Origin of the sequence: Streptomyces sp. NPDC002870 (assembly GCF_042888505.1) — a bacterium.
GTDB lineage: Bacteria > Actinomycetota > Actinomycetes > Streptomycetales > Streptomycetaceae > Streptomyces.
In genome coordinates, this window is the sequence record NZ_JBIAPW010000031.1 from 1 (window position 1) to 19029 (window position 19029).

General features: G+C 66.7%; 16 protein-coding genes and 2 pseudogenes. 12 read left to right on the forward strand and 6 right to left on the reverse strand.

From position 1 onward, the window contains the following. Nucleotides 1-517: 517 nt before the first annotated feature. The gene (locus tag ACFYWY_RS29285) at nt 518-1615 is read right to left on the reverse strand and encodes a LacI family DNA-binding transcriptional regulator (RefSeq protein WP_389191415.1); all 1098 of its coding nucleotides are present in this window, start codon (nt 1613-1615) and stop codon (nt 518-520) included. A gap of 246 nt (nt 1616-1861) precedes the next feature. Between ACFYWY_RS29285 and ACFYWY_RS29290 the strand changes: the two genes are divergently transcribed. The 7 genes and pseudogenes from ACFYWY_RS29290 (at nt 1862) to ACFYWY_RS29320 (ending at nt 10195) form a co-directional block, all read left to right on the forward strand. Then, nucleotides 1862-2779 carry a carbohydrate ABC transporter permease gene (locus ACFYWY_RS29290; RefSeq protein WP_389191419.1) on the forward strand — a complete coding sequence of 306 codons (918 nt, stop codon included), beginning with the start codon at nt 1862-1864 and terminating at the stop codon, nt 2777-2779. Between the two features lie 2 nt (nt 2780-2781). Next, nucleotides 2782-3729, forward strand: coding sequence for a carbohydrate ABC transporter permease (locus ACFYWY_RS29295; protein ID WP_389191422.1), 948 nt, complete (start codon nt 2782-2784; stop codon nt 3727-3729). 56 nt (nt 3730-3785) lie between these two features. Then, nucleotides 3786-5129, forward strand: coding sequence for an ABC transporter substrate-binding protein (locus ACFYWY_RS29300; RefSeq protein ID WP_389191425.1), 1344 nt, complete (start codon nt 3786-3788; stop codon nt 5127-5129). A gap of 676 nt (nt 5130-5805) precedes the next feature. Beyond that, nucleotides 5806-7293 carry a ricin-type beta-trefoil lectin domain protein gene (locus tag ACFYWY_RS29305; RefSeq protein ID WP_389191428.1) on the forward strand — a complete coding sequence of 496 codons (1488 nt, stop codon included), beginning with the start codon at nt 5806-5808 and terminating at the stop codon, nt 7291-7293. Between the two features lie 164 nt (nt 7294-7457). Then, entirely contained in the window at nt 7458-8906 is a 1449-nt protein-coding gene (locus tag ACFYWY_RS29310; RefSeq protein ID WP_389191431.1) for a GH1 family beta-glucosidase, read from the forward strand. Between the two features lie 332 nt (nt 8907-9238). Further along, nucleotides 9239-9379: pseudogene (locus ACFYWY_RS29315) on the forward strand (transposase); the annotation flags it as partial. A gap of 123 nt (nt 9380-9502) precedes the next feature. After that, the gene (locus ACFYWY_RS29320) at nt 9503-10195 is read left to right on the forward strand and encodes an alpha/beta fold hydrolase (protein ID WP_389191646.1); all 693 of its coding nucleotides are present in this window, start codon (nt 9503-9505) and stop codon (nt 10193-10195) included. A gap of 117 nt (nt 10196-10312) precedes the next feature. Here the strand turns inward: ACFYWY_RS29320 and ACFYWY_RS29325 are convergent, their stop codons facing one another. Further along, entirely contained in the window at nt 10313-10942 is a 630-nt protein-coding gene (locus tag ACFYWY_RS29325; RefSeq protein WP_389191434.1) for a hypothetical protein, read from the reverse strand. 853 nt (nt 10943-11795) lie between these two features. Between ACFYWY_RS29325 and ACFYWY_RS29330 the strand changes: the two genes are divergently transcribed. After that, nucleotides 11796-11981 (forward strand): hypothetical protein, encoded by a 186-nt coding sequence (locus ACFYWY_RS29330; protein ID WP_389191437.1) that lies wholly within the window; start codon nt 11796-11798, stop codon nt 11979-11981. 378 nt (nt 11982-12359) lie between these two features. After that, the gene (locus tag ACFYWY_RS29335) at nt 12360-12749 is read left to right on the forward strand and encodes a hypothetical protein (protein ID WP_389191441.1); all 390 of its coding nucleotides are present in this window, start codon (nt 12360-12362) and stop codon (nt 12747-12749) included. Between the two features lie 106 nt (nt 12750-12855). Here the strand turns inward: ACFYWY_RS29335 and ACFYWY_RS29340 are convergent, their stop codons facing one another. Further along, nucleotides 12856-13614: a hypothetical protein gene (locus tag ACFYWY_RS29340; RefSeq protein WP_389191444.1), complete on the reverse strand. Its 759-nt coding sequence runs from the start codon at nt 13612-13614 to the stop codon at nt 12856-12858. Between the two features lie 240 nt (nt 13615-13854). On the opposite strand from ACFYWY_RS29340, the gene ACFYWY_RS29345 reads away from it, so the two are divergent. After that, nucleotides 13855-14745, forward strand: coding sequence for a hypothetical protein (locus ACFYWY_RS29345; protein ID WP_389191447.1), 891 nt, complete (start codon nt 13855-13857; stop codon nt 14743-14745). 1115 nt (nt 14746-15860) lie between these two features. Here ACFYWY_RS29345 and ACFYWY_RS29350 read toward each other — a convergent pair. Further along, complete coding sequence (locus tag ACFYWY_RS29350; protein WP_389191450.1) at nt 15861-16640, reverse strand: hypothetical protein; 780 nt, start codon at nt 16638-16640, stop codon at nt 15861-15863. A 392-nt stretch (nt 16641-17032) separates the two neighbouring features. On the opposite strand from ACFYWY_RS29350, the gene ACFYWY_RS29355 reads away from it, so the two are divergent. Beyond that, nucleotides 17033-17224, forward strand: coding sequence for a hypothetical protein (locus tag ACFYWY_RS29355; RefSeq protein ID WP_389191453.1), 192 nt, complete (start codon nt 17033-17035; stop codon nt 17222-17224). 355 nt (nt 17225-17579) lie between these two features. On the opposite strand, the gene ACFYWY_RS29360 is transcribed toward ACFYWY_RS29355, so the two are convergent. Together ACFYWY_RS29360 and ACFYWY_RS29365 are read right to left on the reverse strand one after the other, a co-directional pair. After that, entirely contained in the window at nt 17580-18089 is a 510-nt protein-coding gene (locus ACFYWY_RS29360; protein ID WP_389191456.1) for an RICIN domain-containing protein, read from the reverse strand. Nucleotides 18090-18168: 79 nt separating this feature from the next. Beyond that, complete coding sequence (locus ACFYWY_RS29365; protein WP_389191458.1) at nt 18169-18423, reverse strand: RICIN domain-containing protein; 255 nt, start codon at nt 18421-18423, stop codon at nt 18169-18171. A gap of 12 nt (nt 18424-18435) precedes the next feature. Here ACFYWY_RS29365 and ACFYWY_RS29370 point away from each other — a divergent pair. Next, nucleotides 18436-19016, forward strand: a pseudogene (locus tag ACFYWY_RS29370) (IS5 family transposase); the annotation flags it as partial. Nucleotides 19017-19029: the final 13 nt, after the last annotated feature.

A 19029-nucleotide genomic window follows, 5' to 3' on the forward strand; every position in this document is an offset into this window, starting at 1 on the left:
CATGCCCGAGAGTCTGACCAGCATGCCGCCAACGCGCATCGCAATTTGCCTCATCGCGCGGCCGTCCGTCGCGGCGCGAGGTTAAAGGACAAGCTCAGTAGCTGTTGTCTTTCCGATCTTGAGAGATGCGCGTCGAACGGGAGTCCCAATTAGGTGGTCCTGGGTGCTTGGGGGCGCGTTCGCATCCCGCGGATCCGGGGTGACCCCCGTGCCGACGGTGTTGCCGCCGTCCGGAGCCAAGCACCGTGTTGACCCGCCTGCGGGCGATCACCCACTCCTGCCATTCCAGCTCGGCCGCGGCCAGCTCGGCCTGGATACGGCAGCCTCCTCACGCAGCCCGTCGACTCGACGGCGAGCGGCGAACTCGTACTGTTTCCAGTAGCCCGACCCCGACGGCATTCGAGGCCTCCCGGCGAGCGACAACACGACAGGCCACAGCTCCCACGGAATCACCGACCCTAAGCTTGACCAGCTGAAACGCCGTCCTCAAGTTCGGCAAGCCAACAGCCACCCACCCTTACCGCTTCAGGGGCGGCGGCGCCGTGCTGCTTCTGACCACCAGGCGGGTGGGAACGATGTCCGTGCCGGATCGGGGGACGTCGTGTTCGTGGATCTGCCGCAAGACCTCCTGGGCACTTTTCCGGCCCACCTCGGCGAAGTCCTGGTGGACGGTGGTCAGGGGCGGGGCGAAGTGGGCGGCATCGGGGAGGTCGTCGAAGCCGACCACGCTGATGTCGCCGGGGACGGCCTTGCCTCGTTCTTGGAAGGCGTGCAGGAGACCGAGTGCCATCTGGTCGTTGGAGGCAAACACCGCGGTGCAGTCCGGCTCTTGTGCGAGTTCGAGGCCGGCCGCGTAGCCCGATGCGGCGGTCCAGTCGCCGTGCAGGGGCGGTGGCACAGGCCGTCCGGCTTCCTCGAGCACGGTCTGCCATGTCTGGGCTCGGCGCTGGCTTGCGTACGACGTCTCCGGACCGGTCACGTGCCAGACGGTCTCATGTCCGAGTTCCAGCAGGTGGCTGATGGCCTCTCGGGTGCCGCCGGCCTGGTCGGTATCGACCACGCGATAGCGGTCTCCGGCGTCGGAGTCCACGACGACCACGCACACGCCGGGCGGCAGCTTCACGGTTCCCGCGTCAAGCAGGTGGACCTCGATGAAGACGATGACTGCGTCGACGGCCAGTTCGCCCATCCGGGTGAAGGCGCCCAGCACACTGTCCTGGGTCGGAATATCGACGGGGATCACCGTGATCGCGTATCCCTCGGCCGCGGCCTGGGCCGCGATCGCTTGCACGGTGTCGCTGTGGCCGGTGGCGGAGAGGCTGTGGAGGATCACGCCGATGGTCTTGAACTGCCCGTACCTGAGGGCGCGCGCGGCACTGTTGGGCCGGTAGCCCAGTTCCCGCATCGCAGCCTGCACCCGCTCCCGGGTCGAACCGATCACGCTGGGATGGCCGTTGGCCACCCTGGACACGGTCTGACGTGAAACGCCGGCAAGCGCGGCGACGTCGGCCCTCGTGACGTGCTGCCTGTGGCGCCCGCCCGGTACGGCCGAGCCGACTTGCTGTGCGCCCACCGCAGGACCAGGATCCTGCTGTCCCAGCTCACTCAGGTCCATCGAGCCTTCGCTCCTGTCTGTCCACTCGTCCCCGTCCGCTGAAGGCTCGGGCGGAAGTTTTAACGTGCGAGAAACCTTGACCTCCCACTGTGACGGGTGCCACGCTACCGCTTCATGTTCACGTGACCAACCGTTCTGCGGGCTGAATGGTCACGTGAACAAGGTTCAGGTCGGTGCGCTGAGCCGGACTCGATGTTCACGTGACCACGCAGTGTGGTCAGTGTTCGCGCAGCAAGGAGTGAAGCGGTGGTCGCAGTACCACAGGCAGGGGTTCTAGGTACCGGGAGGCCGTCGGCCTCGCGTCGGCGGTCATGGGTCGGCTGGCGGTTCGTCGGGCCGTTCGTGGCGGTGTTTGCGCTGGTCTTCCTCGCGCCGATCGGCTACTCGATCTACCTGAGCCTGTTCCGTACGCAGCTGATCGGCGGAACGGCCTTCGTCGGTGCCGACAACTACACCGAGGTGCTGGGGGACGCGCAGTTCTGGTCGGCCTTCGGGCGGGTGGCGGTCTTCCTGGCCGTGCAGGTCCCGATCATGTTGTTCCTCGCGCTTCTGCTGGCCCTGGCGATCGACAGCGGCCGCCTGTACGGGGCGGGCTTCTTCCGGATCTCGGTGTTCCTGCCTTACGCGGTGCCGGCCGTCGTCGCAACGCTGATGTGGGGCTTCATGTACGGAACCCGGTTCGGCCTGGTCGGCAACCTCAACGAGGCGTTCGGGATCTCGCTTCCCGACCCGCTGTCGCCCGGTCTGGTCCTCGCGTCGATCGGCAACATCGTGACCTGGCAGTTTGTCGGCTACAACATGCTGATCCTCTACTCGGCGCTGAAGGTGGTCGATCCGGCGCTGTACGAGGCCGCGGAGATGGACGGGGCCGGGCAGCTGCGGATCATCCGGGCGATCAAGCTCCCGGCGCTGCGCGGGGCTCTGTCGATCGCGACGATCTTCTCGATCATCGGGAGTTTCCAGCTGTTCAACGAGCCGAGCGTCCTCAAGAACCTGGCGCCGAATGCGATCACGTCCTACTTCACGCCGAACCTCTACGCCTACTCGCTGTCGTTTGCCGGACAGAAGTTCAACTACTCGGCCACGGTCGCCATCGTCATGGGCGTGATCACGATGATCATCGCCTACGCCGTCCAGCTGCGCGGCATGCGAAAGGAATCCTGATCATGGCGACCACGACTCCCCGGGTCGGGCACAAGCCGCGCACCGCACGGCACGCGGGTGCCTCTTCGGGCCCGCTGGTGGTCCGCCCCGCCCGGCGCGCCTCCCGCCGGAAGCGGCGCAGCGCCACGCTGACCGCCCTGACGGTGGTCATGCTGGTATACACGCTGCTGCCGCTGGCCTGGCTGGCGATCAACGCGACCAAAACGCAGAAGGGGCTGTTCGACTCCTTCGGCCTGTGGCTGGATGGCGACTTCGCCCTGTTCGGCAACATCGCCGACACCTTCAGCTACGACGACGGGATCTTCACCCGCTGGCTGCTCAACACCGTGCTGTATGTGGTGGTCGGGGCGGGCGGCGCTACCTTCCTCGCGACGCTCGCCGGGTACGGGCTGGCCAAGTTCGACTTCCCCGGCAAGAAGGCCGTCTTCGCGACCGTCATCGGAGCGGTCGCGGTGCCCGGTACCGCACTGGCGGTTCCCACCTTCCTGATGTTCTCCGAGATGGGGCTGACCAACACCCCGTGGGCGATCATCATCCCGTCGCTGGTCTCACCGTTCGGCCTCTACCTGATGTGGACCTTCGCCACCGACGCCGTCCCGAAAGAGATCCTGGAGTCGGCGCGCGTCGATGGCGCCGGCGAGTTCCGCACGTTCTTCCAGATCAGCATGCCGATGCTGGCGCCGGGAATCGTCACCGTTCTCCTCTTCAACGTGGTCGCGACCTGGAACAACTACTTCCTGCCGCTGATCATGCTGAAGGATCCCGACTGGTACCCGCTGACCCTCGGCCTGAACAGCTGGAACGCCCAGGCTTCCACCGTGGGCGGCGAAGCGGTCTTCAATCTCGTGATCACTGGATCACTGCTCACCATCGTCCCGCTGATCGCGGCGTTCCTGCTGCTCCAGCGGTACTGGCAGTCCGGCCTGTCCGCCGGAAGCGTCAAGGGCTGATCTGCGCCCGCCGACTGCCACCCCTCCCAGGTACACCGCACGAAAGGAAACACCCCATGACGAGAACCCGTCGTCACGCCCTGCTGCTGGGCGCCGCGGCCCTGTCGGTGGCACTCACCGCCACCGCCTGCAGCTCCTCCGGCACCGAGGACTCGGGCAGCGCCAAGCCGGCGTCCAACGCCGACATCCAGGCCGCCCTGAACACCGGCGGCGAGATCACGGTCTGGGCCTGGGACCCGACGCTGAAGAAGGTCGTCAGCGACTTCGAGGCCAAGTACCCCAAGGTCAAGGTCAACCTGGTCAACGCCGGTACCAACAACGACCAGTACACCGCGCTGCAGAACGCGGTCAAGGCCGGTTCGGGTGTCCCCGACGTCGCCATGATCGAGTACTACGCCCTGTCGCAGTTCTCGCTCGCCAAGTCCCTCACCGACCTCAGCGCCCTGGGTGCGGACAAGCTCAAGGGCACCTTCACTCCTGGCCCGTGGAGCGCCGTCCACGCCGGCACCGAGGGTATCTACGCCCTGCCGATGGACTCCGGCCCGATGGCCCTGTTCTACAACAAGGAGGTCTTCGACAAGCACAAGATCAAGGTGCCGGCCACCTGGGAGGAGTACATCGCCGCGGCCAAGAAGCTGCACAAGGCGGACCCCAAGGCGTACCTCACCGCCGACACCGGCGACGCCGGCTTCACCACCAGCATGATATGGCAGGCCGGCGGCAAGCCGTACACCGTCGACGGCACCGACGTCGGCGTGAACTTCGACGACGCCGGCACCAAGAAGTTCACCACCGCCTGGCAGCAGCTCATCAGCGACAAGCTGCTCGCCCCGGTCCCCGCCTGGAGCGACGCCTGGTACAAGGGCCTCGCCGACGGCACGATCGCCTCCCTCGTCACCGGCGCGTGGATGCCCGCGCCCCTCGAATCGGGCGTCAAGGCCGGCGCCGGCAAGTGGCGTGTGGCGCCCATGCCGCAGTGGAAGAGCGGGGACGCTGTCACCGCCGAGAACGGCGGCAGCTCGCTGGCCGTCATGCAGGCCAGCACCAAGAAGAAGCTCGCCTACGCCTTCCTCAAGTACGCCACCGTCGACGAGGGCGCGCAGACCCGCGTCGACGCCGGGACGTTCCCCTCCACCACCAAGCAGCTGAAGTCCGTGGAGTTCCTCAACAAGCAAGACCCGTACTTCGGTGGCCAGAAGATCAACAAGGTGCTCGCCAAGTCGGCCAACGACGTCCTCATCGGATGGTCCTACCTGCCCTTCCAGGTCTACGCCAACAGCATCTTCAACGACACCGTCGGCAAGGCCTACGTCAGCGACACCACCCTCCAGGACGGCCTCAAAGCCTGGCAGGACGCCTCCACCAAGTACGGCCAGGAACAAGGCTTCACCGTCAAGTAACACGCCCCCGGCCCGTGTCCCGCCCGCCTGTTGGCTGGACAGCAGGACCGTCCAACGGCACTTCTTCGCACCTCCACCCTGAGGGCACGAGGTCGCACCGACCGGCCCGCCACCGGACGCCGCTGACGACGACCTACGCGACCCGCCCCCACCATCGCCCCGCCGGCCACCTGACAGGCCGGCGGGGTCCCACCCCGGGCTCACCGAGCCACACGCGGCCTCCCTCCCCCATGCCCTGAGCCGCCCATTCCCGAAGGAGTAACCCGGATGCACGGACGCTCGCCCAGCATCCTGCCCAGGCCACCGCCCGCGCGGATTCGGCACCAGTGGTCGCGATCACCGCGGTCGGCCACGCAGCCGCCAACAGCATCCCGCGCCCGCCGCCCCGAGCAAGGACACTCAGCGGGCGGTGACAACGCCGTAGCGGGCCCCACCCGCAGTGGCTCCTTCTCCACAACAAAGGCCGTGCCCGCCAGCCCCCAGCGAGCACGTCAACTCAGCCGACCCCACGTTCCCCGGCTGCCCGGCGCCCATCACCACCTCGCGCTGTGCCTTCTCCGGAACACACCCAGGCGCCACCACCGCATCACAACCGCCCACCGCGGCAGATCGCTTCGTGGCGCCCAAGGCGGCAACGACCGCCTGCACAGAGCCGCATGCAGACAAGGAACACGACATGCCCAACTCCCCAAGCACCCGGCCAGGTCCTCACTCCGCCGTACTGCCTCCCGCCCGTACCCGCTTCCTCCGCCGCGCGCTGGCCTGCCTCGCGGCCGCACTGATCGCCGCGCCGATCACCATGCTGTCCACCGCGTCGCCGGCGGCTGCGGAAACCAACCCGACGGACGCCAGCAAGTTCAAGGGCGTGAACTGGGCCGTGCCGGGGGACAACTATGTCCACGGCGCCGTCGTCCCCGAGGGGTTGGACAGCTCCGACAGCTACGACACCGTCAAAGCCAAGGCCAACGCCATCCTCGGCGGATTCCAGAGCACGCTTGGCGCCAACACCGTCCGGCTGCCGATCAACACCCACTCCGTCCCCGGCACGACGTGGGGCGACAAGTACACCGGCGCCATCGACGCCGCAACCGCCAAGGGCTTCAAGGTCATCCTCTCCTACTGGGAGGACGATGCGGCCCAGAGCGGCAGGATCACCGATATGGCCGCCTTCAACTCGATGTGGGACTCGGTCATCGGTAAGTACGGCTCCAACAGCCTGGTCTACTTCGAGCCGATGAACGAGCCCAACGGCTACAGCGCCACCGACTGGGCGAACCTCGCCGCCAAGTGGATCACCGACCGCCCCTCGGTCCCCAAGAACCGGATCATCGTGAGCGGACCCGGCTCGAACGACTACGTCACGACCGTGTGCGCCGACTCCCGCCTCGACGGGACCTACCTCTCGCTCCACCACTACGCCTTCGGTAAGCCGGCGAAGACCTACAGCGAATGGGTCACCGACTTCAAGAGCAAGGTCGGCACCTGCGGCACGCGTACCATCCTGGACGAGTTCGGCGCGCCGATGGACACAGGTCTCAACTACAACGACGCGACGAGCACCGACAACTTCGTGCGGTACCTGCGTGCCGACACCGACACCGCCCGTTCCCTCGGCATGGGCGCGGTCTACTGGCCGGCCCTCGGCGGTAAGCGCATCGACCGGCCCACCTACGACTGGTACTCCCTGTTCGACCTCAAGGGCAGCGGCACCAACCTGGCGCTGGGCGTTCGCAACATCAGCGGCATCGACCGCCTGAAGTACGCCTGGGGCAGCGACCCCGGCTCGCACACGAGCATCCTGCGCAACGTCGGCAGCAACGGCTGCCTCGACGTCCCCGACCTCAGCCACAACAACGTCCCGGTCCAGGTCTGGGCCCAGTGCTGGGGCGGCGACAACCAGCAGTGGACCCTGACGCCCTCCGGGCAGATCACCGTCTACGGCGGAACGAAGTGCCTGGACGCCTACGGAGCAGGCACCAACGACGCCACCGTGGTCGGCACCTATGACTGCAACGGCGGGGCCAACCAGAAGTGGATGTTCTACTCCGACGGCACGATCCGGGGAGTGCAGTCCGGTCTTTGCCTGGACAGGGACGGGGCCACCTCCAAGGTCCAGCTCTGGTCCTGCTGGGGCGGCAACAACCAGAAGTGGCAGACCAGCTGAGAGGCCACCCCCCGCCTGACACACCCACAGGCCGGGCGCGGACGTCAAGAGCCGCGACCGGCCTCATCCCCGGGGCGCTCCCCTCCGGGCCCGAGCAGCCGACCGGTCCATCCACGGTCCCATCGGCACTCCGAACGTCTCCCCACCACGAAGCGAGGAAAGCTGTGCCCCTTGACGACCTGACCGCATTCCACCCCGGCTTTGCCTGGGGAGCGGCCACCTCCGCCTACCAGATCGAAGGCGCGGTCGCCGAGGACGGCCGAGCACCATCCATCTGGGACACCTTCTGCAAGCAGCCCGGCACCATCGCCGGCGGGGACACCGGCGACATCGCCTGCGACCACTACCGCCGGTGGCCCGACGACGTGGCGTTGATGAAGGCCCTCGGCCTCAACGCCTACCGATTCTCCATCGCCTGGCCCCGCGTCATGCCGGACGGGAACAGCCGCGTGAACCCGGCAGGGCTGGCCTTCTACGACCAACTGGTCGACGCACTGCTGGAAGCGGGCCTTGCTCCTCATGCCACCCTCTACCACTGGGACCTGCCCCAGGCCCTCGAGGACCGCGGCGGCTGGCCCGCCCGCGACACCGCCCTGCGATTCGCCGACTACGCCACCGTTGTCGCCGACAGGCTCGGTGACCGGGTCACCAACTGGGCGACGCTGAACGAGCCGTACTGCTCCGCATGGCTCGGCCACCTCCAGGGGGTCATGGCGCCGGGCCGCACCGACCTGACCGCCGCCGTGCGCGCCTCACACCACCTGCTGCTCGCCCACGGGCTCGGCGTCGAGGCCCTCCGGTCCACCGCCTCACAAGCGCGGGTCGGCATCGTCAACATCCTCACGCAGTCCGAGCCCGCGAGCGACCGGCCCGAGGACATCGCCGCCGCCCGCCGCGACGACGGGCACAACAACCGCTGGTGGCTCGATCCCATCCACGGCCGCGGCTACCCGGCCGACATGGTCGAGGTGTACGGGACCGAACCACCCGCCAAACCCGGTGACCTGGAGACGATCGCCGCGCCGCTGGACTGGCTCGGCGTCAACTACTACAAGCGGTCAGTCACCGTCGACGATCCGCAGGGGCCCGCACCGTTCGCCCGTCCCGTCACACCGCCGGGCACACCCCGTACCGGAATGGACTGGGAGGTCCACCCGGACCGGCTGGAACACCTGCTCGTCCGGATCAGCGAGGACTACGCACCGCGATCGATCCTCGTCACCGAGAACGGCTCCGCCTACCCCGACCGTGCAGCGCCCGACGGCAGCGTCCACGACGTCGAGCGCATCGCCTTCCTGGAGTCCCACCTGGCAGCCTGCGCGCGGGCTGCCAGGTGCGGCGTCCCGCTCGACGGCTACTTCGCCTGGTCCCTGCTGGACAACTTCGAATGGGCCTACGGCTACTCCCAGCGGTTCGGCATCGTCCACGTCGACTACGAGACCCAGACACGCACCATCAAGGACAGCGGCCACCGCTACGCCGAGATCATCCGCGCCCACGGGCGCACCACACAACACGCAGCTTCCGTCGCGATTCCCACCCCCGAGAAGAGAACCTCTATTCGGAGGAGCGGCGCAGTAACTGAAGACCCTCGTCACCAGGGGACTGTCTGACGCTCACATGTCCCGGGCCGACAGGACGCGGCGAAGCGGTGCGTGGATGCCGCCGAGGCCGAGGCTCTTGGTAGCTGTTGTTTTTCGATCTTGAGAGAAGCCCGTCGGACGGGAGTCCCGATTGGGTGGTCGCGGGATGCTTGGCGCATACGGGTGGGGCCTCCTGAACAACTCGTTGGTATCGAATCACCGAGCAGGAGGCCCCGGTGCCGCAGTGTTCCGTGTTGATGTCCGTGCAGTCCAGATCGGTCGCCCTGGAGTGTGACTGTCTGGCTCACCGGTTCGGAAACGCCGCCGACAACGGGTCCGGGCAGCCGCGTTATCCGACGGACATGACGGACCGGGAGTGGACGGCTGTCCGGCCGTTGCTGCCGGTGCCGGGCTGGCTGCGCGGTCGCGGCGGCCGGCCGGAGGCGTACTGCCACCGGGCCGTACTTGATGCGATCCGCTACCTGGTGGACAACGGCATCAAGTGGCGCGCGGCGTCGTTCACCAGAGCGTTGCCAAAACCGCTCCCCCTCGCGCGCATATTTCGGCAGCGGGGGAGCCAGTTGGCCGACGAGAGGGTCCGGATTACGGACCAGAAAGGTATGTCGATGAAGCTGCACACCCGCGAGTGGGGAACCGGCGACCGGGTCGCTGTCCTGGTCCACGGGATCATGTCGGACCACAGGACCTGGCGCCGTGTCGGACCGGCCCTCGCGGACAAGGGCTACCGCGTCATTGGTGTCGACCTGCGCGGACACGGTGCGAGCGGGCGCAGCGACTACAGCGTCGAGGGCTGGGCGGACGATCTTGTGGAGACCCTGCCGCGGGACGCGGAACTGGCGATCGGGCACTCGCTCGGCGGCATGGCGCTCGCCCTGGCCGTCGAGCGGCTCGCGCCCGCACGGGCCGCCTACTGCGACCCCGCGTGGGTGCTGAAGCAAGTGGACGGCGTCGACCGTTCGGTCTTCATGGACTTCAAGCACGCGACCCGGGAGATGATCGTCGCCCTCAGCCCGCGCTGGGAGGAGGCCGACGTCGACGTAGAGCTGGCCACGCTCGCGGCATGGGATCCCGATACGGCGCATGCGGTCTTCGGCGTGCACGCGATCGACCGTATTCCCGCGCGACCCGTGGTCCCCTCGCTGGTACTGGTAGCCGATCCGAGTTCCTTCGTATCCCCCGCGTTGAAACGAGAGCTAGTGGAGCGCGGTTTCGAGGTCCGGACGGTCGGGGGAGCGGGGCACACCATCCATCGCGACGACTTCGATGCATTCATGGGGGCGCTGGACGGGTGGGTTTGAGGGAGAGGAAAGGTACGCGAAGGGGGGTCGTGTGAAAGCCGAGGCGCGCCTGGCCAGTACCAAAGCGGCTACCAAGCCTCAACCTCGATCAGTAACTCTGCCCGGTAAGTTCCTGGGTCAGTGGACCGTCGGGCCGGTGTCGGTGATCCGAACCGTTTCGTTGTAGCCGATCGGCTCCCTGTTTTTGCCGACTTTCTCGCACTTGTACTTGGTCTCGCCGAAGGGAACCAGTACAGCCTCGGGGATGTCGTTGCACAGTGCGTATTGGAAGACGTCTGAATCGCCGAGCATGTGGCGTGCGACGCCGGCGCGTACCAGGAGCGCCTGTCGGGGGAAGGCTTCGTACTTCACGACGTTGTCCGACCATCCGGATTTCTCTCCGATGGTCACATCCCATACCACTTCCACGCCTTGGTAGGTGGTGGTGCAAGTGGCCTTCGTGCCGGTCTTCGAGCCCATGGCTTTCGGGCACTGACCGGTGGTCTTGCCTGAGGCGGAGGCCATGCTGAGCGTCTTGCGCTGCAGCTCGTAGGCCACCGTCTCGGCGAAGGGGGCATCGGCGGCCGGCGACGCTGCCGGCTCCAGGTCCACCCCGCCCGTCGGCTTGGTCAGCTTCTGCGTCAAAACGGTGCGCCCCGGCTTCGGCTTGGCGTCCGTGTTGTCGGAGCCACCCTCGCTTCCGCATCCCGTGGCCAGCAGACCCACAACACCGGCCGCTGCAACGGTCTGTATTTTCGTGATCTTCATGGCGGCTACCTTACGAGGTGTCAACAAGCGTGTCGGGGCAGCCGCTGTCCCGCCACGCCGACTGGCGTTGTCCGTCGCAACTGCCGGACCGGGCAAGCTCAAAGGTCACGGCACTCATCCGTGCTCGGGACTTTGCGAACGGCTGTGCAGTCTCGTGAGCACAACAGCCATCCGGACTGCCCGGCCAACGACGGCGGTCGCTGCGAGGCGGAGCTCGCGAAGCGCATCGTGCAACTTGCTCGCCGACACCGGCGGTGCGGCTTGGCTGGCGGTGCGGCGGGGCTGCGGGAGGGCGGTTTTCAGCAGGCTGGTCACGAAGACTCTGCGCGAGGCGGTCCGCCCGGTCGACGTGCGAAGGACGCCCGGGCGGACTCCGCTTCCCACACTGCCCTGTCGCTGGCCGGGACGCCGTGCACACGGCCGCAGTCTGGGCCGAACGAGGCATCGACCGACGCTGTCCTGACCGCTGATGCCGCCGCCGTTGACCGGGCCGGTGCGTGCGCCGAGCGCGTCGGCCGCAAAGCCGCTGCGGTCAGCGACCGCGCACCCGGCCACGTCCACCCCTGCTCGCCGATGCATGATCTGCCGTTCCGCTTTGTGCCGCTCCTTCTCGATGCCACACCTTCGACCACCACCGTGACGCAGGGGGGACTGTTCCGTTGACTGATGACCGTAGGGCCGTTGAGCAGTCCGCGCTGGATGCTTCACAAGCACACACCGAGCTGGTCCGGGCGTTGGTCGAATCGCCGCTGGAGTACCCGTCGGAGGCGTACCGGATCCTGAGCGGCCTGACGCGCAGCGCCCATGAACTGCCGCAAACTGCTCGAGCTTCTCAAGGGGCGGCATCGACCGGTTGCGAGCGGCTGGCCGCCTGGAAACCGACTTCCGGGGCGCGTCGCTGGAGGAGATGCTGCAGGACTTCCACGCCGGCCTCGCCGCAGCCAGCGAGGCCTTGCAAGCTCTTGAGCGCGGCCTGGACCAGGCGTACAGGGCCATCGGCCACGTCTCGTACAAGGAAGCCGCAGAGCCCGAGCTCTAGCATCGCGCACCATCGAGATTCACGACATCAGGACCATGAACAAGGCCGCATCATCGTCCGCGCCCTGGACGCGGCGGGACGCTGCGGAAAGTCCGGAGATCCGGAGGTCCTGGTCCAGATACCTTTCCTTGGCCGGAATCAGGATCCGAGGGGGCGACGGCAAACGGCGTGTGTGTACGGGGGGTGTCCTGGGCTGACGACAGGGCAGGGGGAAGGGGACGCGATGGCGAGGGGATCCTGGCCGACGACACAGGAGCGCCAGCGGCCGGACGTGCGGTACCCGCTGGTTCAGAACGGTCTCGACTACCTGCTCGACGTCGTAAACCGGCTCGCCACGGATCCTGGTCAGTTGCCCAATGGCGGACGCTGAAGTACGCCGTGCTCCACCTGCAGGCCGCCACGGAGGTCCTGCTCAAGGCCCGCCTCCAGCGCGAGCACTGGATCCTGGTCTTCAAAAAGCCCGAGACGGCCACTCAATCCGCTTTTGACAGCGTGGACTTCGAGAGCTGCACGACGGACGAGGACTTCACACGGCTGACGCGGATCTGCGGTCTGGACCTGCCGGACAAGGGCATTGAAGCGGTCGGGAAGCTGGCGCGTGACCGCAACGCCCTTCAACGCTACGGGATGACCGCGCCGGCGGGTGCCGTGGAGGCCCGCGCCGCCGGGACTGCACTCCAGCAGCGAGGGGGAGCGAGTACGAGTCACGGGATCAGAACGGGACGGCGACTACACGCTTTCCGGCCGCGTGCCTCTATGCGGGGGTGAGGTGAGAGCGTGGGACGCGTAGAGGCGGCCCGGAACGGTTCTCGGAAGAAGGGCTGGGGATGGGCGGAGAGGTTGTCACGACGTCGGCGCGCGTGGGATGGCCCGTTCAGACACGCAGCTGGCGCGCCACCGTGGTGGCGCGGGTGACGGCTTTCATGAGCTCGTCGGCAGTACTGGCCTGCCGGTAGACCTTGGCGAACGAGCCCAGGCCTGCCGCGGCATCCGTGCCGGGTGGTTCCGCCGGATGCGCGACGCACTCGGTCATCAGACCATGCACGCGGCTCAGCTTGTCGCGCAGATTCCCCGCGCACTGTGCGATGGCCTGCTCGACGTGCGGGACAAGGCCGTCGAGCTTGGCGAGGTTCTCTGTGTTCGCGGTGCCGTTCAGGCGGGCGAGGCGCCGGGCTTCGACACCGACTTCGTTCAGCATATTGATCGTCTGTTCGAGGTCCCTGTTCGCCAGGTCGTCCATGCGCCACCGCCTCGCACGCCGGAATCCGGCCAGCGTGAGCAGCCCCATCACGTACCCCCCGAGAGCGGGCGCCACTACCGGGCCGTAAGCGGCACCCTGGGCCGGCACGGGGCTGACGGGAATCTCCTGCCGAGGCGTGTCCGTCACTGGCATCGGGTAGTCGACGTTGTCGATCGCAGGGACCTGATCGGCTGCAGCGCGCTCACTGTGATGGTGCGGCAACACCAGAGCCGCGCTCAGCGCGACGGCTCCGGTCAATCTGCTCACCCGTACCAGTAGCTTGTGCACCCTCCACTTCTGCTCGTGGTGGAGGGAGTCGTTGCCGGTCGAGGCAGCGTTGAACCGGGGCGCACCAGAACGCCGACTCAAGGTGCTGGCGGAGAAACGCCTCATGGGATGGTCTCCTGCGTCGTGATGCGCCCTCCTGCGAGGCGCGTGCAGGGAGAGCGTCGGTGAGAGGTTGCACCTGAAGCCATGGAAGCCCACTCTGGGCACAGGCGCGGGGAGGGAACACCTGCCGCCGACAACTACCCAGGGAAATTGGTATCGCTGGCTGCCATTGATGACTGCCATTGATTCTGGAACTTCTTCAGGCGTCTCCTGGTCCCCGACAACGGTTGCAAGGAGGAAGCCATGGGAAATCAAATCGAGACGTCGCCGGACTGGGAGGCCTGGCGAGGCTACGTCTCAGGTGACGAGGACGAAGATCTCGCTGACGTCTTCAAGCACGTGCGCATCCAGGCGATGCTTGCCACTCAGATGAAGTGGGCGCGGGACTGGCGGACGCAGCCTTTCTGCGACCTCGGCCTCTACCTGATCTACGAGAACCACATCCGGCGCGTGGAAAAGCGTGACACAGAACAGAGCCGGATCTTCGCAAACGTCCAGGCGAGGGAACTCCAACACCACGCCTTGCACAAGGAGTTCTTCGTACGCAATGAGGACCGAGAAGCGCTCAGTGTCGACCGCTTCAACGACACCTGGGGCCTGCAGTCTGCCTACTGCCGGGATCTCATCGCCTACCTGTTCCGTCCCACGCCGTATCTGCGCCGACTGAAAGGGATATACCCGGAACTCCTCCGCGCGGCCGAGACCATGCCCCTCGGGGCGTGGATCCGCCACACCTCGGCTACCGAGCTCGCGTCCGTCCTGGGCAATCCGCTCGTGTCGCTCCACACCTTCATCGAAACCGTCCTTCCCACCGATACGGAGGTACGGCAGTACGTGCACCGCCTGCGCCGACTGCGGCTGCAGGAGTGGGCCAGCCTGTACGAGACGGTCTTCACCGCCTACGGGGCACCGCTTCGCTCCGACCGAGACGATCTCGACTGGCTGGGCCTCGCCGAGCGGTTCTCGACCGCCGCCGGAGGTGCCTTCGTCCGGGCGCAGACTCGGCCCGTCGACGAGCCGGTCGACGCCACCCTTCTCGGACAGATGGTTATCGAAATCCTTCCGTCTCTACTCGACATCGACCCGAGCGACATCGAAACACGCTCCCTGCAAGAACCCACCGCGGCACTCTGATAGTTGCCAAGCTACCCGCGCCAGGTGGAAGTCCTCCAGCAGCGTCTCCCAGCGCGCCACCCTGGTCGTCGCCGGGGACGACGCGGGATCTAGGCGCGCTAAGGCCCAGGAGCTCGGCGTCCGCCTGGCCACCCGGACGAGTTCGCCGCGATGGCGGCGGAGCTCCTCCCCTGATCCAGCAAACGCCGCACCGCACCAAGTGACGAACTGGTACACGTAGGCACAAGCCCCTGGCTCGATGCCCGGGGCTTCTGCGCAGGTCGCTGCTGGTGCGGACGTCGTAGACGATCTTTGAACAGCCGGCGTTGCTGGTGGTGTCGCCCCCGACCTGGATGGTCCTGTTCTTCCAGCTGAGGTTGCCTCTCACGACGGCTGGTGGCTGGGAGAGGTAGCAGCTCGTGGTGCTCTCTGCCGGGACGGATTCGGTGGCCTCAGCGCTGGGTGACTGGCGGGTCTCAGGGGTGGGCGACCGCTCGATCTGGGGCGGGGCTCTGTCCGGACCGGTCACAGGGGGCTGGACTGGGCGGCCTCGGCGCTGGGTGACCGGGGGGCATTGGCAGGTGGGCTTGCGGACTTGGTCGCAGCGGGGCTGGACGATTGCGGATCGCGGGGGCGTTTATCTCGGTCAGCGGATGCGCTGTCGTCCGTCGTGGTGTGGGAAGGCCCCGGCAGCTGATACCAGCCCCCGATCAGAGCCAGGGCCAGGACTGCCAGGAGCACGAGCCACCGGCGTCGGAAAGGTAAGCGGCCTATGAGCCGTGCGGTCGCCGCGTGCGGGACGGGTGCGACAGGCGCTGCTGGAGAAAGGGCGGAAGGCGTTGATGTGCGCGGTGGCGACTGCTCGGGTGACCCGCTGATCTTTTCCGGGGTGCGAGGCCTTCGGTGGGTCCGTGGCGCGCCGTGTATGGGGAGGGGCTGTCGAGTCCGGTGGTCCGTGGTGCGCACCAGAGCGAGCTGGTGGGGTGAGGCGGAGGGCCCGGAAGGGGCCTTCCAGCGTCGCGGCCTGAGCGGCGCCGCCGACACCGGAGCGCGGTCGCGCCCCTGCGGTCTCATGGGCGAGTGCGACAAGCCCCCTGGCGCAGCTCGCCTCCGGCGAACGCTCAACGGCGGCCGACCTATCGGCCGGGTGGGTGCGGGAGTATCGCGTCCAGGGCGAGCTGGTACCCCGGCTCCAGACGGATTGGCCATCTGACGGTGCGGTGCTCAATGTCTCCTGCAGCTACGTCACACAGCCCGGGCAGCATCGCGAAGATGGCTCCTGCAAGCACGTTGTCGTCGTTATCCAGGCATGGCACGTCTCCGTGCAATCTCGCTTTGAGGAGAGCACCCTCGATAGCAGTGTCGAACAGGCGGGCCATGTCCCCCCAGCTGAAGCCGGGGCGTAATTCGATCCCATAGGCGGGAAACACCGCTGCGTACAGCGACGCCCACATGCCAAGTAACGCGTTCTCGATGGTCTCAGTGGCGTCCCGGATCAAGGGATGCCCTGGAAGTGCCGCCTGGAGGAATGTCTGCAGGCTGACTGTGGGGTCGTCAAGCGTCGATCGCAGCTCTGCTGCGGTGCCTTCTCTGACGAGCTGTCCCAACGTCAGGCCGGGTGCCTCGGCCAGCAGCAGCACCTGCACCTCTCGCACGCGCCCTACGGTGATGGCCGGACGGAAGAGATAGGCGATGAGGTCCTCGAGGAAAGCTGCGTGGTGGTGCCAGGTGTCGAGCCAGCGCTGCCGGTCGATTTCCTCCGCTGCCGCAGGGTCGGGGATCAGCAGTGCAGCGTGCCGCATGAGGTCTTCGGGGCCCAGGTTCCTGAACAGCTTGATCTCTGACGTCACCGAGCGGTGGGCTGCGCCAGCGAAGTGATGCTCGTGGAGCAGATGCAGGCCGAGATCCAGAAACATGCGCGTACGAGGATCTCGGGCGCACCTGATCTGCGTATCGCGTCGGGTTTGAACCTTGACATGCGATAACACCTGCGCCAGGTCTTCGCCCTCGGGGCTGGACAGGCGCCGTGTCCACTCTGCCCATTCCCAGGTCTGTCGCACCGGTCCCCCTCATCTTGCGCGGCCCTAGCGCGTAGTTGTCACCCAAGTCAATGGCAATCGACAGCAGCCACGCGGAGTGGCTCTGCTCCATGGTTGCGGGCTTCGCACCCGGAAGGCAGCCAAACGCGACATCCATCGCGTTGTGAAGTGAACGGAACCGAGACTGACCACACGAGCCGCCGCCCAACCAGCCGCCGGAGAGTGCAGCGATGACGTCTCCATCCGCCCGTTTCAGCCGCCCTCTTCTCATGACAGTCCGCTACGTGCTCGCCGGGGTGACCTGCCTGGCCGCGGTCGTCTGCAGCGTGTTCATGTTGTGGCACCTGTGGGCCCAGGACGGCGTCATGGCCTCGGCATCCGGTGCTGCATCCAGCGTCTTCTTCACCGCGTTCACTGCCATTGCACCGTCCGGCCGCACCGATCAAGGCACCGCTGCCTAAGGGACGCATCCTGAGAGGGCCGAGGTGGCCCACCACGTAAGGCTGACGGTCCGGCGGGTCAGGGGGCGTCCCAGTCGTCCATACGCTCATCACGAGCCCTTGCTGGATGCGGTCCGCGGGCAGCCGCAGGGCGGCTCAGGCGCCCGCTTCGCGGCCTCGGACCCTCCCCGCCCGGGGCGGGCCCGTTCGGCCTTCGCCTCTTGCTGCGTGCGGGGCGCTCCGCCGTGCTGCAGCCCCGGCCCGAGCGTCTGCTCCTCGCCCTCATGCACGGGGGAGGCCGGGAACAGCTGACCCGCTTTCCGGACTGGCAGGTAGCTGGTCCGGGAAGCGGGTGGCTGGGTGTTGGTGGCGGCTGCTAGTTGAGGTAGAACCGCTGGTTGGCCCGGTCGTTGCAGTTCCACAGGATGAGGCGAGCGCCGTTGTGCTTACTGCCGCCCTCTACATCCAGGCACGAGACGCCCACGTGGATCTCGTACGTGTTTTTGCCGCGAGGTACGACATGCCAGGCTTGGTTGATACGACTGTGGCAGGGCCACTGGATCACCTTGCGGCCCTTCTTGAGGTCTCCGCCGTCGAGACATTTGTTGCTGGACTCGGACTTCACCAAGTGCCGGAAGAATTTGTTGTGGATAAAGTTCCAACGCTGGTTCTGCTGGCCATGGCAGGTCCACTGATCGATTTTCGCCCTGGTACTCGTGTCCCAGCCGTGCACGGTGACGCACTTGTTGGGTGCGTGGGCCGGCCTGATGTAGTGAATACCGGGAATTGGCCCGGATCCCGCAGAGGCCGAGGCTGCGGGCGATGCCACCCCCAGCATGCTCGCCACGGCCAGCATGACCACCAGGAGATGCCTGACGTTCTTCACTGTCTTCCTCCTTTCCGAGGACTAACGGCACTTAGACGCGGACCATTCGGAACTGCTGGTTGCTGACGCTCTTGCACTTCTACAGAATCGCCTGCACGTTGTTCTGCTGGGACGCACCCGGGATGTCCAGGCACTTTTTTCCTGCATGGCGGGGCTTTAGGGCCACATAGCCAGTGAGGTTCGTCCTTACGCGGAAAGTCTGATTGTTGCGGCCGTTGCAGTCCCATTGGATGAACTTGGCGCCGTTGGCCTTGCTGCCGCCCTGTACGTCCATGCACTTCCCGCTGTGCTCGGCGATGACATAGGCGAATCCTTGCGTGTCGGTGTAGAGCACCTTCCAGCGCTGTGGACGAAAGCCAGGGTGTGGGCCAAACTCCACCGCCTGGTCCTTGATGAGCTCGGCTCCCGCGGCGAGTTGGACTGGTCCCGCTGTGCGATCGACTCGGTGAACATGCGGGCTCTGAAAAGGGGGATCTGACAGGTCCCAATCCTGTCGACCGGGGCAAGTACGGCTCAAAGATCCACTTGATCACCGAGCGGACCGGTCTGCCCCTGTCCGTCGGAATCTCGGGGGCGAACCTGCACGACAGCCAGGCCCTGATCCCCCTGGTGAAGGGCATACCGCCGATCCGCTCCCGCCGAGGACGCCGACGACGCAAGCCGGACAAGCTTCACGGGGACAAGGGCTACGACTACTCCCACCTGCGGCGATGGTTACGTGCGCGCGGCATCAGGCACCGCATCGCCCGCAAGGGCATCGAGACTTCGCAGCGGCTGGGCCGTCATCGCTGGACCATCGAACGCACCATGGCCTGGCTCGCCGGCTGCCGCCGCCTCCACCGACGCTACGAGCGCAAAGCCGAGCACTTCCTCGCCTTCACCAGCATCGCCTGCACCCTAATCTGCTACCGCCGACTCGCCAAATGAGATGACTTCTAAG